The sequence below is a fragment of the Nonomuraea sp. KM88 genome, from assembly GCF_052245635.1.
Taxonomy (GTDB): Bacteria; Actinomycetota; Actinomycetes; order Streptosporangiales; family Streptosporangiaceae; genus Nonomuraea.
This window is the reverse complement of sequence record NZ_JBQQCC010000021.1, coordinates 1-13,904: the sequence shown is the minus strand read 5'-3', so window position 1 is coordinate 13,904 and position 13,904 is coordinate 1. Positions and strand designations below refer to the sequence as shown.

At 68.1% G+C, this 13,904-nt stretch carries 16 protein-coding genes and 1 pseudogene; 5 read left to right on the top strand and 12 right to left on the bottom strand.

Going from position 1 to position 13,904, the window contains the following annotated elements; all coding sequences use genetic code 11:
* Positions 1-36: 36 nt before the first annotated feature.
* The gene (locus tag ACTWPV_RS41260) at positions 37-1,509 is read left to right on the top strand and encodes an APC family permease (RefSeq protein WP_443155953.1); all 1,473 of its coding nucleotides are present in this window, start codon (positions 37-39) and stop codon (positions 1,507-1,509) included.
* Here ACTWPV_RS41260 and ACTWPV_RS41255 read toward each other — a convergent pair.
* The 7 genes from ACTWPV_RS41255 to rpsF all read right to left on the bottom strand — a co-directional run bounded on the left by ACTWPV_RS41255 (position 1,506) and on the right by rpsF (position 5,945).
* Entirely contained in the window at positions 1,506-2,249 is a 744-nt protein-coding gene (locus ACTWPV_RS41255) for an amino acid ABC transporter ATP-binding protein (protein WP_443155952.1), read from the bottom strand. The genes ACTWPV_RS41260 and ACTWPV_RS41255 overlap by 4 nt on opposite strands.
* Entirely contained in the window at positions 2,246-3,085 is an 840-nt protein-coding gene (locus tag ACTWPV_RS41250; protein ID WP_443155951.1) for an amino acid ABC transporter permease, read from the bottom strand. Before ACTWPV_RS41250 ends, ACTWPV_RS41255 begins: the two co-directional genes overlap by 4 nt.
* Before the next feature lie 7 nt (positions 3,086-3,092).
* Positions 3,093-3,938 (bottom strand): ABC transporter substrate-binding protein, encoded by an 846-nt coding sequence (locus ACTWPV_RS41245; RefSeq protein ID WP_443155950.1) that lies wholly within the window; start codon positions 3,936-3,938, stop codon positions 3,093-3,095.
* Between the two features lie 318 nt (positions 3,939-4,256).
* Positions 4,257-4,703 carry a 50S ribosomal protein L9 gene (gene rplI / locus ACTWPV_RS41240; RefSeq protein ID WP_347622957.1) on the bottom strand — a complete coding sequence of 149 codons (447 nt, stop codon included), beginning with the start codon at positions 4,701-4,703 and terminating at the stop codon, positions 4,257-4,259.
* A gap of 14 nt (positions 4,704-4,717) precedes the next feature.
* Positions 4,718-4,954: a 30S ribosomal protein S18 gene (gene rpsR, locus ACTWPV_RS41235; RefSeq protein ID WP_020543048.1), complete on the bottom strand. Its 237-nt coding sequence runs from the start codon at positions 4,952-4,954 to the stop codon at positions 4,718-4,720.
* Positions 4,955-5,025: 71 nt separating this feature from the next.
* Positions 5,026-5,565, bottom strand: a complete 540-nt coding sequence (locus ACTWPV_RS41230) for a single-stranded DNA-binding protein (RefSeq protein WP_443155949.1) — start codon at positions 5,563-5,565, stop codon at positions 5,026-5,028.
* A gap of 89 nt (positions 5,566-5,654) precedes the next feature.
* Entirely contained in the window at positions 5,655-5,945 is a 291-nt protein-coding gene (rpsF, locus tag ACTWPV_RS41225) for a 30S ribosomal protein S6 (RefSeq protein ID WP_026214314.1), read from the bottom strand.
* A 191-nt stretch (positions 5,946-6,136) separates the two neighbouring features.
* Here rpsF and ACTWPV_RS41220 point away from each other — a divergent pair, with 191 nt between their 5' ends.
* Positions 6,137-6,454 (top strand): hypothetical protein, encoded by a 318-nt coding sequence (locus tag ACTWPV_RS41220; RefSeq protein WP_443155948.1) that lies wholly within the window; start codon positions 6,137-6,139, stop codon positions 6,452-6,454.
* Between the two features lie 58 nt (positions 6,455-6,512).
* Here ACTWPV_RS41220 and ACTWPV_RS41215 read toward each other — a convergent pair whose 3' ends face one another.
* Positions 6,513-6,692 (bottom strand): hypothetical protein, encoded by a 180-nt coding sequence (locus tag ACTWPV_RS41215; protein ID WP_132597084.1) that lies wholly within the window; start codon positions 6,690-6,692, stop codon positions 6,513-6,515.
* A gap of 72 nt (positions 6,693-6,764) precedes the next feature.
* Here ACTWPV_RS41215 and ACTWPV_RS41210 point away from each other — a divergent pair, with 72 nt between their 5' ends.
* Positions 6,765-7,508: a deoxyribonuclease IV gene (locus ACTWPV_RS41210; RefSeq protein WP_347647524.1), complete on the top strand. Its 744-nt coding sequence runs from the start codon at positions 6,765-6,767 to the stop codon at positions 7,506-7,508.
* Positions 7,509-7,571: 63 nt separating this feature from the next.
* Here ACTWPV_RS41210 and ACTWPV_RS41205 read toward each other — a convergent pair whose 3' ends face one another.
* The 4 genes from ACTWPV_RS41205 to ACTWPV_RS41190 all read right to left on the bottom strand — a co-directional run bounded on the left by ACTWPV_RS41205 (position 7,572) and on the right by ACTWPV_RS41190 (position 13,030).
* Entirely contained in the window at positions 7,572-8,636 is a 1,065-nt protein-coding gene (locus ACTWPV_RS41205) for a mannosyltransferase family protein (RefSeq protein WP_443155947.1), read from the bottom strand.
* Complete coding sequence (locus ACTWPV_RS41200; RefSeq protein WP_443155946.1) at positions 8,633-9,955, bottom strand: glycosyltransferase family 87 protein; 1,323 nt, start codon at positions 9,953-9,955, stop codon at positions 8,633-8,635. The genes ACTWPV_RS41205 and ACTWPV_RS41200 overlap by 4 nt, the downstream gene beginning before the upstream one ends.
* Positions 9,952-12,411, bottom strand: coding sequence for a transglycosylase domain-containing protein (locus tag ACTWPV_RS41195; protein WP_443155945.1), 2,460 nt, complete (start codon positions 12,409-12,411; stop codon positions 9,952-9,954). The genes ACTWPV_RS41200 and ACTWPV_RS41195 overlap by 4 nt, the downstream gene beginning before the upstream one ends.
* Before the next feature lie 232 nt (positions 12,412-12,643).
* A complete protein-coding gene (locus ACTWPV_RS41190; RefSeq protein WP_132597080.1) occupies positions 12,644-13,030 on the bottom strand; it encodes a DUF5318 family protein in 387 nt (128 codons plus the stop codon).
* A 134-nt stretch (positions 13,031-13,164) separates the two neighbouring features.
* Here ACTWPV_RS41190 and ACTWPV_RS41185 point away from each other — a divergent pair, with 134 nt between their 5' ends.
* Both ACTWPV_RS41185 and ACTWPV_RS41180 read left to right on the top strand, forming a co-directional pair.
* On the top strand, positions 13,165-13,749 hold the full coding sequence (locus tag ACTWPV_RS41185) for a PadR family transcriptional regulator (RefSeq protein ID WP_132512827.1): 585 nt from the start codon (positions 13,165-13,167) through the stop codon (positions 13,747-13,749).
* Between the two features lie 13 nt (positions 13,750-13,762).
* Positions 13,763-13,904: pseudogene (locus ACTWPV_RS41180) on the top strand (inositol-3-phosphate synthase); the annotation flags it as partial.

Sequence of the window (13,904 nt, the reverse complement as noted above, 5' to 3'; positions counted from 1 at the left end):
AGGGTGAGACATGGTGGGCTCCCTGAGGGGTGTTCGGTGTCCACGATTCTGCGACGACTGCCGCCTTCCGAGGCGACCGGGCTGCGCACAGGCGCGCGGCACAGCCTGGCCGAGGTCTACCGCCCGGCCGACCTCGTGGTGCTCGGTTTCGGGGTGATGATCGGCGCGGGCATCTTCAGCATCGCCGGCCGGCAGGCCGCCACCACGGCGGGTCCCGGCGTGATCCTCTCGTTCATGATCGCGGGCATCGCGTGCCTGCTCGCCTGCCTGTGCTACGCCGAGCTGGCCTCCACGATGCCGGCCTCCGGCAGCGCCTACACCTTCACGTACGTCATCTTCGGCGAGGTCTGGGCGTGGATCATCGGCTGGGCGCTGATCCTGGAACTGCAGTTCGCCGCGGCCGTGGTGGCCAGGGCGTGGGCCTCGATCACGGTCGGGGCCATCGCCGCCTTCGGCGTGCGCGTGCCGGACGCGGAGCTCGTGAGCGACGTGCTGGTGCTCGCGATCCTGCTCGTGCTCACCGGCATCGTCGCGCTCGGCGCGCGGGTCGGGCTGCGGGCACTGTGGATCATGGTGTCGGCCAAGCTGCTGGCCGTCGGGGCGGTCATCGTCGTGGGCCTGACCCAGGTCGACTTGGCGAACATCGGCGAGTTCCACGTGCCGCCCAGGACGCTGCCGACCCCGCCCGCCACCGTGCTGGAGATCGTGGTCGGGCAGAGCCAGGCGTTCGGCTGGTTCGGCATCTTCGCGGCGGCCTCGGCCATCGCGTTCGCGTACATCGGGTTCGACGTGCTCGCCACCGCGGCCGAGGAGACCGTGAACGCCTCCAGGGCCGTGCCCAAAGGCATGATCCGCAGCCTGGTGCTCACCACGGTCATCTACCTCGCGGTCGCCCTGGTCATGGTGGGCATGGTGTCGTACACGCGGATCTCGGTGGAGGCGCCGCTGTCCAGCGCGTTCCGCGCGGCGGGCGTCGACTGGATGGTGCACGTCATCGACGTGGGCGCGGTGCTGGGCCTGACGACCGTGATCCTGGTGCTGATCGTGGGGCAGACCCGGGTGCTGTTCTCGATGGCCCGTGACGGGCTGATCCCCAGGAGCCTGGCCTCCGTCAGCCGCCGCTACCACACACCCACCAGGGTGACGCTGCTGATCGGGTTCGTGGCGATCATGCTGGCCGAGTTCGTGCCGGTGGTCACGATGCAGGAGCTCGTGGTGATCGGCGCGCTGTTCGCGTTCCTGTTCGTCTCTGCGGGGGTGATCGTGATGCGGCGGCGCATGCCCGGCCTGGAGCGCGGATTCCAGGTGCCGCTCTCGCCGCTGCTGCCCGCGCTCTCCCTGGTGGCCACCCTCTGGCTCATGGTCAACCTGCGGCTGCTGACCTGGGCGTGGTTCGTCCTGTGGATGGCCTTCGGCCTGCTGGTCTACCTCGTGTACGGCCGCCGCCACAGCCTGCTGGCCCGGCCCCGCGACCCGGTCGAGCCGCCCCGCGGGCGGCACCGGCGCTAGAACCGTCCCGATTCGAGCACGCTGCGCAGGAACTCCCTGGTACGCGCGTTCTCCGGCTCGGTGAAGATCTTCTCAGGCGGCCCCTTCTCCAGCAGCACGCCCCCGTCGAGGAAGCACACCGTGTCCGAGATGTCGCGGCAGAAGCCCATCTCGTGGGTGGTGAGGACCATCGTCATCCCCGACTCCTTGAGCTCCCTGATGATGCCCAGCACCTCGACCACCAGCTCGGGGTCGAGTGCCGAGGTGACCTCGTCGAGCAACATCAGCCGCGGCTGGGTGGCCAGCGCCCTGATGATGGCCACCCGCTGCTGCTGGCCGCCGGAGAGCTGGTCGGGGTAGGCGCGCGCCTTGTCCGCCAGCCCGAACCTGGCCAGCAGGTCATGAGCCTGCTCCTCCGCCTGCCCCTTCGCCACCCGGTGCACCTGCCGGGGCGCCAGCGTGACGTTGTCGAGCACGGTCATGTGCGGGAACAGGTTGAACGCCTGGAACACGATGCCCAGCCGCTTGCGCACGTCGTCGACGTTCGCGCGCGGGTCGGTGATCTCGTCGCCGTCGAGGTGGATCGTGCCGTCGTCCACGGTCTCCAGCAGGTTGACGCAGCGCAGCAACGTGGACTTGCCCGAGCCCGACGCGCCGATCAGGCTCACCACCTCGTGCGGCCGCACGTCCAGGTCGATGCCGCGCAGCACGCCGTGCCCGCCGAAGAACTTCCACACCCCGTCGATGGAAAGGACGCTCATGCGCCACGCCTCCTGCGCGTACGGGCGGCCAGATGGTCGGTGAACCTCGCCATGGGGATGGTGAGCAGGATGAACAGCAGCGCGGCGGCGAGGTAGGGCGTGAAGTTGAACGTGCTGGCCGCGTGGATCTGCGCCTGCCGCAGTGCCTCCAGCGGCCCGATGGTGGCCACCAGCGCCGTGTCCTTCTGCAGCGAGACGAAGTCGTTCAGCAGCGGCGGCACCACCCTGCGGGTGGCCTGCGGCAGCACCACGAACAGCATGGTCCTGACATGGCTCAGCCCGAGCGAGCGGGCCGCGGCCACCTGGCTGGGATGGATCGACTCGATGCCCGAGCGGAACACCTCCGCCACGTACGCGCCGTAGGAGAGGGTCAGCGCGATGATGCCCAGCGTGGCCAGGTCGGTGGGAATGCCCTGCAGGTTGAGGGCGGGCAGCCCGAACCCCACCAGATAGATCACCAGAATCGTCGGCACGCCGCGGAAGATGTCGGTGTAGAGCGTGGCCAGCGCCCGGATCGGGAAGAACGCGGGCGTCCTGATGCCTCTGGCCAGCGCCACCAGCAGCCCCACGATCAGGATCAGCGGCTCGGCGATCAGAAAGATCTTGATGTTGAGCAGGAACCCGCTCAGCACGTCGGGCAGCGCCTCGCGGAACTGGCCGAAGTCGAAGAACGTCTCCCGCACCCGCGGCCAGCCCGGCGAGCTCGTCACGATCCACACGACCATGACGACGAAGACGACCGTCGAAGCCGTCGCAATGGAGGCCGTGCGGCGACTGCGCGACCTGCGCATCCGCTCGCGCTCGGCCTGCCGCTCCGACTTGACCCACTCGCTCACCGAGGGATCACTTCAGCTCGGGCGCGCCCGCCGCCGAGCCGAGCCACTGCTGCTCGATCTTGGCCAGCTCGCCCTTCGACTTCAGCGCGTCCACCGCCTTGTCGACGCAGGACTTGAGCGCGCTGCCCTTCTCCATGACCAGCCCGAACTCCTCCGGCGTGCCGCCCGTCGAGCTGAACTGGCCCACGATCTTGGCGTTGTCCACCTGCGCGGCCGTCACGTAGAACGCCGTCGGCAGATCGACGACGATCGCGTCGACCTGCTCGTTCTTCAGCGCGTTCACGGCGTCCACCTGCTCGTTGTAGACGTTGGGGTCCTTGCCGGGCTGGATGACGCTCCTCACCGCGTCGAGCGAGGTCGTCCCCACCTGTACGCCGATCTTCGCGTCCTTCAGCTCGGCCAGGCTCTTCGCCCCGGCCACCTTGCCCCCGTCGACCGCCACGACGGCCTGCTTGACCGTGTAGTAGCCCTTGCTGAAGTCGACCGCCTCGGCCCGGTCAGGCGTGATGGACACCTGGTTGATGTCGAAGTCGAACTGCTTCTTGCCCGGCGCGTACGCCGAGTCGAACTTGACCGTGCTCCACTGCACCTCGGTGCGGTCGAAACCGAGCTCACCCGCCACGGCGAACGCCACCGCGCTCTCGAAACCCTGCCCGTTGCTCGGGTCGTCGTCCTTGAACCACGGCTCGTAGGCCGGCTTGTCGGTGCCGACGGTCAGCTTGCCGGGGGTGACGAGCTGGAGTTGCTCCTTGGCACACGCGGTGGACGCGGTCGGGGCGGCCGCCGTGTCGTCAACGGGTGCGCAACCAACGACCGCCACCGCGAGTGCGAGCAGCATGAGGGGACGGGCCATGGCCGAGCCTCCAGGGGGATGTGCGAGAGAACGACGGCATTCTACGCTGCCCGAGTAGGGTATTTCGTTCACGGGTGCCCTTTCACCACGGCAATCGGGCAACGTGGGCTCGCGTCACGGCGCTCAGCCGGTGACGGGTCAGAGGCCGTTTCCTGGAGGGCCCCCAGCCTAAGTGCGGCGGGTGGCGGGCCACGGCAGCGCGTAAGGGGAAGAAGGCAGCACTCCGTGCGGCGGGCGTAACGGATGGATACAGCACACCCGCACGGGCGCGCCGTGAAACGAAAAGGCCCCCGCATGGAGCGGGGGCCTTCGCGCAGGTCAGCCTGCGACGACCTCGACGTCGATCGAGGCGGACACCTCGGGGTGCAGCTTGACGGTGACCTTGTGCGAGCCGACGCTCTTGATCGCGTTGACAATCTCGATGCGGCGGCGGTCGACGATCGGGCCGCCGGCGGCCTTGACGGCCTCGGCGATGTCGCCCGTCGTGATCGAGCCGAACAGGCGGCCGGACTCGCCGGCGCGGGTGGCCAGGCGCACGCGCAGGGCGCCGAGCTGGCCGGCGACCTCCTTGGCGGTGCCGAGGTCGCGGATCTCGCGAGCGTCGCGGGCCTTCCTGATGGTCTCGATCTGCTTCTCGGCGCCGCGCGTCCAGCGCATGGCGTAGCCGCGCGGGATGAGGTAGTTACGGCCGTAGCCGTCCTTCACCTCGACGACGTCGCCAGGGGTGCCGAGGCCGGAGACCTCGTTGGTGAGGATGAGCTTCATGTCGACATGCCTCCTTAGCGCGCCGTGCTCGTGTAAGGCAGCAGGGCCACCTCACGGGCGTTCTTGATCGCGGTCGCCACGTCGCGCTGGTGCTGGGTGCAGTTGCCCGTCACCCGGCGAGCACGGATCTTGCCGCGGTCGGAGATGAACTTCCGCAGCAGCGCCGTGTCCTTGTAGTCGACGTAGGAGATCTTGTCATGGCAGAACAGGCAAACCTTCTTCTTGGGCTTGCGCAGTGCCGGCTTGGCCATCGTGGTGCTCCTCTCAGAGCCCCGCACCAGGGCGGGAATGGACAGTCATCCGCTCGCGCGGATCTTGGGTGTTAGAAAGGCGGTTCGTCGCTGAAGTCGTTGCCGCCGCCGCCGAAACCGCCGCCCTGCTGGCCGCCGCCTCCACCGCCGAAGCCGCCACCGCCGCCGCCCTGGGGCGGGGCGGGCGTCGCGGAGGCCCAGGGGTCGTCGGCCGGGCCGCCGAAGCCGCCGCCGCCACCCTGGCGGGAGGTGCGGTTGACCTTGGCGGTGGCGTTGCGCAGAGACGGGCCGACCTCGTCGACCTCGACCTCGTAGACCGTGCGCTTCTCGCCTTCCTTGGTCTCGTAGGACCGCTGCTTGAGCCGCCCCTGCACGATGACCCGCATGCCGCGCTGGAGGCTCTCGGCGGCGTTCTCCGCCGCCTGCCGCCACACGTTGCAGGTCAGGAAGAGGCTCTCGCCGTCTTTCCACTCGTTGGTCTGGCGATCCATGAACCGCGGAGTGGATGCGATGCGGAATCGAGCCACCGCTTGCCCCGTCGGGGTGAAGCGCAGCTCCGGGTCGTCGACAAGGTTGCCGACAAGGGTGATTACGGTGTCGCCTGCTGCCATGGCTAGCGCTCGCCTTCCTGCACGCCTTCGCTTGGGTTTCGGCTCAGACTACGGTCCCGGCCCGACAGAATGCCGGGCAACGAGCTTGCTCAGTGCACGTCGGGACGCAGGACCTTGGTGCGGAGGATGCCCTCGTTGAGGTTCATCTGCCGGTCGAGCTCCTTGACCGTCGCGGGCTCCGCGGACAGGTCGATGACGGCGTAGATGCCTTCGGACTTCTTGTCGATGTCGTAGGCGAGACGGCGACGGCCCCAGACGTCGACCTTCTCCACGGTGCCGCCGTCGTTGCGGACCACGGTGAGGAACTGGTCGAGGGACGGCGCGACGGTGCGCTCATCGAGCGAAGGGTCCAGAATGACCATTACTTCGTAACGACGCATGCGGGACTCCAACCTCCTCTGGACTCTTGCGGTCACGACACTCTGCCGTGACAGGAGGACGCTGACGTCTGAGCCCTGGCGCCCCTTTCGGCGCCGGGGGGTGATGGGTCATCCATCACAACGCAGCGTGCCCAAGGTTACCAGCCTCGACAAGGTGGGAAAGCCTTTAGGAAACCGAGGGGGTGGTGGTTGTGCCACACGTGCTTCAGCCCTCCGAACAGGAGCGGTTCCGTCTCACGCTCAACAGCGACGGACGTGCGCACCCGCTGGAGAACACGCTGGCCGTCGTCACACTGGTCTGCGGCGTGGTGGCGTTCGTGGCGACGTTCTGGGCTTCCGCGCACATGATCGCGTCCTGGTTCGGCACGCTGGGGTTCGGCGTCGGTCTCTACTCTCAGTACATCTCGGCGACCACGCCGCAACGCGCGCTGAACGTCGTCGGGCTCGTGGGGGCGTTCGTGGGCGCCGCGCTCGGCATCGCCCACGGCGGCTTCCTTCCCTATCCGTGAGCCCTTCGCCAGGTCAACGGTCCCGGCGTCCCCGATCGGGGCCGTCATTGATGCGGACTTATCCGCTGATGTGCAGGTCTATTCCGAGCAGCACCAGGAACCAGAGGAAGACGGAGAGCAGCGCCTCGGCGAGATCCTTGAGGAGTCCTGGGGTGATGTAGTCGTAGACCCATGCGACGTAGATGCCGATGACCACGTAGATCAAGATGATCAGCGCTCGTAAGCGCCAGCGGCTCATGGTTTCTCCTCGGATCGGGGGTGCCAGGCGACTTCCCCGGCGCGCCATGGTCAAACGGATAAGCTCGGTGACATGGTGCGCATCGGAGCTCACGTCGACCAGGACGACCCCGCCGCTCACGCCGAGGAGGTGGGGGCCGAGGTGGTGCAGTTCTTCCTCGGCGACCCCCAGGGCTACAAGAAGCCCGTGCTGCCCGCCAAACCGGTCGAGGGCGTCGACATCTACATCCATGCCCCCTACCTCGTCAACGTCGCCACCACCAACAACCGCATCAGGATTCCGAGCCGCAAGCTGCTGCAGCAGCACCTCACGGCGGCCGCGGAGATCGGCGCCAAGGGCCTCATCGTGCACGGCGGCCACGTCGGCAAGGACGACGATCCCCAGACCGGGTTCGACAACTGGCGCAAGGTGTTCGAGCGCATGGAGTGCCCCATCCCCGTGCTGATCGAGAACACCGCGGGCGGCGGCAACGCGATGGCGCGCAAGCTGGAGCGCATCGCCCGCCTGTGGGACGCGCTCGACGGGTTCGACGTGGGTTTCTGCCTCGACACCTGCCACGCCCACGCGGGCGGCGAAGAGCTGGTCGACCTGGTCGACCGGGTCAAGGCCATCACCGGCCGGATCGACCTGGTCCACTGCAACGACTCCCGCGACGCCTTCGACTCCGGCGCCGACCGCCACGCCAACCTGGGCAAGGGGAAGATCGACCCCGAGCTGATTCTGGCGGTCTGCCGGGCGGCCGCGGCGCCCGTCGTGGTGGAGACGCCGGCCGAGGGCCAGGCCGACGACATCGCCTTCCTGAGGAAGAACCTCTAGGGAAGACACACAGCCTGTGGATAACTTCCCTGGATTGCCGAGGAAGGAAAGGGGGTAGAAAGATCAGCCCGCCCACGCGCCATCGAGGAACCGGGCGGCGTTGACCAGCATGAGCGGCCCCGAGATCAGGGCATAGAGGGCCAGCACCCACGCCTTCCTGGTCATCACCTTGGCGACCAGCACCCACACGGGAAACCACAGCAGCAGCGAGCGCGGGATCGACAGGTAGTACGCCGACGTCATCAGCGCCGCCGCCTGCGCCCCCGTGTAGACCAGCTCGCTCCACCGGCGCAACACGAGCAGCCAGACCAGCGCCGCGACCGCCACCACGGCCCCCACGATCTCCATCCTGAAGGCCACCGCGAAGTCGTCGGCGCCCATGGCGGAGTGCCAGGTCGTCCGCCACGCCTCCCACGGCCACACGAAGTCACGCCCCCACCCGGCCTCCTGCGCGTGCTTCCAGGCCAGCCAGTCACCCGTCCTGCTGTAGTGGTAGGACGAGTACGCCACCAGCGGGACGAAGGGCACCGCCAGCCATCCGGCCCGGCGCGGCGCCTCCTTCTTCGTGACGAACTCCACGATGAGAGCGACCGCCAGGAACAACCCGGTGATCCGCACGCATGAGGCGCCCGCGGCCAGCAGCGCCGCCGCGGGCCAGCGTCCCTGCCTGGCGGCCAGCCACGCGGGGACGGCAAAGGCCAGGAAGAGCGACTCGCTGTAGCCCGCGGCCAGGAACACCGCCATCGGGAAGAGCAGCAGCGCCAGCACCGCCATCCAGCCGGAGGCGCCCTCGAACTCGGTCAGCCGGGCCAGCGCCATCATGGCGACCGCCCCGGCGGCCAGCGAGACCAGCAGCCCGGCCGCCGCCCAGTCGGGGACGAGCAGGTAGACCATGCGCAGCGCCGCGGGCAGCCCGGGGAAGAACGCGGGCAGCCCTTCGTCCACCGGCCTGCCCGGCTCGCCGTCGTAGCCGTACTGGGCGATCGTGATGAACAGCGTGGCATCCCACTTGCGCCACCTGTCCAGATATTCGCCCAACGTCACGCCGAGCACGGTCGCCAGCAGCAGCCCCGCCCGCGAGCCGCACCACAGCAGCAGCGCGTCCCGGCCGGACGAGCGTGTGATCATCGGGTGATGGACGCCAGGGTGAAGCGGTCACGCGCGTCGGCGAACACGCCGCCCGCCTGGTCGTCGAGCCCGGCCTGCCGCACCACGTCCTTGTCGGGGCGCAGGATGTCGCGCACCACGAACGCCATCATGATGCCGATCGTGATGACCCGCCCCCAGACGGCGGTGAAGTAGGTGTCGTCGCCGATGCCCAGGTCGTCCCTGCTGAGCGGCGGCTGCGCGAGCAGGTAGAGCCAGATGGCGACGAAATACCACACCTCGGCGAGCTGCCACAACGCCAGCGGCTTCCAGTTGGGCCTGGCCAGCACGGCGAACGGCACCAGCCAGAGCACGAACTGCGGCGACCACACCTTGTTCGTCATCATGAACGCGGCCAGCGCCAGGAAGCAGATCTGCGCCAGCCTCGGCCGGCGCGGCGCGGCCAGCGTGAGCACGGCGATGCCGAGGCACAGGACGGCCAGCGACGCCATGCCGAGCGTGCTGACGTCGGCCTCGCCCAGGACCGGCCAGCCCTTGTTCTGGAAGAACAACCACGGCGAGCCCCAGTCGACGCCGCGTTCCTGGGAGAAGACGTAGAACCGGCGCCAGCCGTCCCACGCGAGGACCATGAAGGGCAGGTTGACCACCAGCCACGCGGCGGCGGTCGAGCCCATGGTGACCAGGAACGGCCGCCATCGCCCCGTCCGCCAGGTGAGCAGGAACAACGCGCCCACGAACATCAGCGGATAGAACTTCGTGGCGATCGCCAGCCCGAGCAGCACCCCGGCCAGCACCTGACGTTTGCGTGCCCAGGCCAGCAGCATGCCCATGGACAACGCGCCCGCGATGAGGTCCCAGTTGATATACGCGGCCAGCACCACGGCGGGCGCGACGGCGTACCAGAGTGGGTCCCACCGCCGTGTGGGTCCGGCCACCGCGGCCATCAGCAGCACGCCGGCCACGAGGGAGACACCGAGCAGGATGACCGTCAGGTCGTAGAACCTGACCGCCTGGGCCACCTGGTCAGGCTCCAGCCACCGGACGATCCAGCTGAACGCCTGCATGACCTCACCCAGCACCACCGGGTATTCGACCTGCTTGTCGAACGGCACCTCGGCGAAGTAGGGGTTCTGGGTGGCCAGCTGCCTGTCGAAGTAGAGCGGGTAGATGTCGGTGTAGCAGAAGTTGGTGTACGTCGAGATCTGGTCGTTCCAGCCACCGGTGCGGCACGGCAGCCGGACGATGTACGCGAGAGACGCCCCCAGGGCCGCGAACAGCCCCAGGGGAAGGTACGGGATGGCTCGCGCCACCAGCGGCGCGCGCACCTCCGTGCTCGTCACTGGCCCTCGAACCTGCCGTTGGCCGGCCCCGGGCCCGTGGCTCTCCTGTCGGGCCCGTTGTCACCGCCCGCGACGTTCGGGTCGTCGATCTCGGGGAACCCGTCGTCGGCCGGCGGCGGATCGTCGATGGTGGGCTCGTCGCCGGTGTCGCCGTCGCAGCCGATGAGGCAGTCGGGATCGTCGCCGGTCTCGTCGTCGAAGGGGTTCTCGCCGTCGTCGAACGGGTTCTCCGGCGTCTTCGTCGGCGTGGGCGTCGGGCTCGGCACGATGTTCTCCGGCGTGCCGATCTCGGCCTTCTCGGGGAACTCCTCGACCGGCTTGCCCTCGTGCGCGGCCAGCATGAACCGCTGCCAGGCGATCGTGGGCGGGCCCGCGCCCTCGAAGCCAAGGGACACCTCGTACGGTCTGGTGTACGGGTTGTTGACGTTGTACTTCTTGCTCGCCTTGCCCTTGGGCGTGATGGGGCAGTTGGAGTGCAGCGGCGGGACGACCTTGCCGCTCTTCGTCCTGCACTCCTCGCGGTAGAACCCGACGGCGGTGGAGATCTGCGGCGTGTAGCCGACGAACCAGGCGCCGTTCTCGTCGTTGTTGGTGCCGGTCTTGCCGGCGGCCGGCCTGTTGCCCAGGCCCTTGCCCGCCGCAGTGCCGTTACGCAGCACCGCCGCCATGGCGACGGTGGAGTCGGCGGCCACTCCGGGGTCGATGACCGACTTGGTGAGCTGCTGCTCGGGGTAGGCCACCTGACCGTTCTGCTCGACCTTCTGCACGACGTGGTAGCGGGTGTATTTCCCGCCGTTGGCGAAGATGGAGTAGCCGGCGGCCTGCTCGACCGGCGTCACCGGGGCGCTGCCGATGGCGAACTGGTAGTGGTGCTCCTCGATGTCGGCTGTCATGGCCTTCTCGTTGAACCCGGCCGCCACGACGAGGTTCTTCACGTCGTCGAGCTGGTTGGGCAGCGCGTACGCCATGGAGACGAAGGCGGTGTTGACCGACTGGGCGGTCGCCTTGACCACGTCGACGGCCCTGCCGACGTTGTGGCTGTTGGTGATGCCGCCCTTCTGCTGCCCCGGCAGCTCCTTCGGCACGGTCTCGTTGCCCGGCACGTAGCTGCTGAGCGAGTAGCCGGCCTGCAGCCAGGCGGCCAGCACGTACGGCTTGAACGCCGACGCGGCCTGCTTCTTCGACTCGAAGGCTTCGTTCCACGGGTCGTTGACGTAGTTGTCGCCGCCGTAGAAGGCGATGACGCGGCCGTTCTTCGGGTTGACCGCGGCCAGGCCGCCGTGGAACTCCTTCGACATGCCCTGCATCGTGGTCTTCATGGCCTGCCGGGCGGCCTTCATCAGTTTCCTGTCGAAGGTCGAGGTGATCTTGAAGCCGCCGCTCTCGACCTCGTCGCGGGTCAGGCCGCGCGCCTCCAGCTCGTTCAGCACCTGCCGCACCATGTAGCCCCTGTCACCGCCCAGGGAGTTGCTGCTGGTGCTCTTCCTCGTCTTGGGGAACTTCGCGGTCTGCGGGAGCTGGCCGTATTTCTCGGGCCAGAGCTCGGCCATCCTCTTGATGGTCTGGTTGAAGCGATATTTCAGCGCCGGGGAGTCGGGTTCCCAGGCCGGCTGCTGGATCCGCGCGGCGAGGTAGGCGCCCTGCTCGGGGGACAGCTTCGCGGCGGTCATCCTCTTGCCGAAGTAGGCCCGTGCGGCGGCCTGGACGCCGTACGCGCGGCCGAAGTTGACGGTGTTGAGGTAGTTGCGCAGGATCTCGTCCTTGGTCAGCGTGTCGTCGAGCTTGACCGCGACGAAGATCTCCTTGATCTTTCGTTCGATGGACACTTCCTGGCTGAGGCCGTCGTAGTAGCCGCGGGCCATCTGCTGGGTGATGGTCGAGGCGCCCTGCAACTGCTGACCGGTCGCGGTCATCCACACGGAGCGCGCCATGCCGGAGAAGGAGATGCCGGAGTCCTCGTAGAACGTGTCGTTCTCGATGGCGATCGCGGCGTCCTTGACGCTGTCGGCCATCTCGTTGATCTCGACGCTCTCGCGCGGCATGCCCAGCCTGGCGATCTCGGTCTTGCCGTCGTTGTAGTAGATGGTGCTCTGCTGCGCGGTCGCCTCCGCCTGCACGGTCGTCGGCACCGGGGTGTTGGCGTACGCCACCATGACCATGCCGAACATGCCGGCCGCGAGCACCACGACGCCGGCCACGACGATTTTCCAGCTCGGCACGAACCTGCGCCAGCCGCCCCGGCCGCCGCCGCCCTTCTTGACGGGCGGTCCCGGAGGCTCGGGCGGTCCGCCCTGCCCCCTTCTGCGGCGCCGCGGCGCGTCGCTGACCATCGTCTCCTGGTTACCGAGCGTGCGCGACTCCTCGCGCGAGCGGGAGCGCGGCGGCGGCTGGTCGCCGCCGCGCTCGCCCGCCGGGTCGCCGCGTCGGGGAGGCTCGTCGTACGGCTGTGCGGCCATGGCGCCGGTCTGCTCGTACGCCGCCTCAGGACGTCGGGCCTCCGGCGCCTCGCCCCAGCCGGGTCCGCCGGTTTGGCGAGAGGAACCTTGGGGCACAGAACGGGATGAGTTGGAGCGACGGCGCCTTCCTTGGCGTGCCGTCCCCTCATTCATGCTGTTACTCACACGTCCTCGCAACGTCGTCGGAACTGAAACGGCGGTAGGGCGTGAGGCTCCTCGCCGCCCTCGGTCTTCACGCTTGGCCGACGAGGTCAGGCGGTCCGTTCCCGAGTACGTACGAAACCGTCAAGTGGTTCCAGGAACAACCTTGGCAGACCTCGACAACGTACACCCGGAACTCATCGTAATCATGAGCCATGGCGATGAGCTCTGATGTGACTTTTGCCTGGCCGGCATGGCGCCCGAGGCACTCACCGTAGACATAAGTCACATTAGTGACGTTCTCCCTTTCGCAGACCGGGCAGAGTCGTTCGGTCGGCTCGCCGAAGTGGCGTGCCGCGCGAAGGAGGTAGGGCTGTGCGTCACAGACGTCACCGCGCGAGGCTCGCCCGGAACGCAGGGAGCGGACTGCCGCTCTCTTCGCGAGACCGTAATCCACCACCCTTCGCTGTGACCACATGAGCGCCAGACTACGGCGTTTTGCGGGTCCATCCCAACGACTCCGCGGATTCATAGATTGCGGCGATATAGCGCCACGACGTATCCTCAAGATGTATCGGCTCGATACATCGACGCGAGAGGGGGGCGGTTCCCATGGCCAGCGGACAGGGCAGAGTCTTGGAACTGGCCGTGCTCGGGTCGCTGCACGAAACGCCGCTACACGGCTACGAGCTGCGCAAACGGCTCAATGCCCTGCTGGGGATGTTCCGTGCGTTCTCCTACGGGTCGCTGTACCCCTGTTTGCGATCACTTCTGGCTCAGGGCCTCATCGCGGAGGAGCAGCCCGCTCCCGCCACGATCGTCGGCGGCCGGTCGAAAATCGTCTACAAACTGACCGCCGAGGGCAAGGAACGCCTGCAGGACATGCTCACCCAGGCAGGTCCTTCCGCATGGGAGGACGAGAGCTTCGGTGTGCACTTCGCTTTCTTCCGGCACACCGAGGCCGAAGTCCGTCTGCGCATTCTCGAAGGCCGCCGCAGCCGGCTGGAGGAGCGGCTCGACGCGGTGCGCACGGCGCTGGCGCGCACCAGGGAACGCCTCGACAGCTACACGCTCGAGCTGCAACGTCACGGGCTCGAGTCGGTCGAGCGCGAGGTGCGCTGGCTCAACGAGCTGATCGCAACGGAGCGCCGGGCCTCGGAAGAGCCCGGAAGAGACACCACGTCAACTGATGAGTAAGGGAGCGAGTGCGATGGGTTCGGTTCGCGTGGCCATTGTCGGTGTCGGCAACTGCGCGTCGTCGCTGGTCCAGGGCGTTCACTATTACAAGGACGCCGACCCGGACGTACGGGTCCCGGGCCTGATGCACGTGAAGTTCGGCGATTACCACGTCG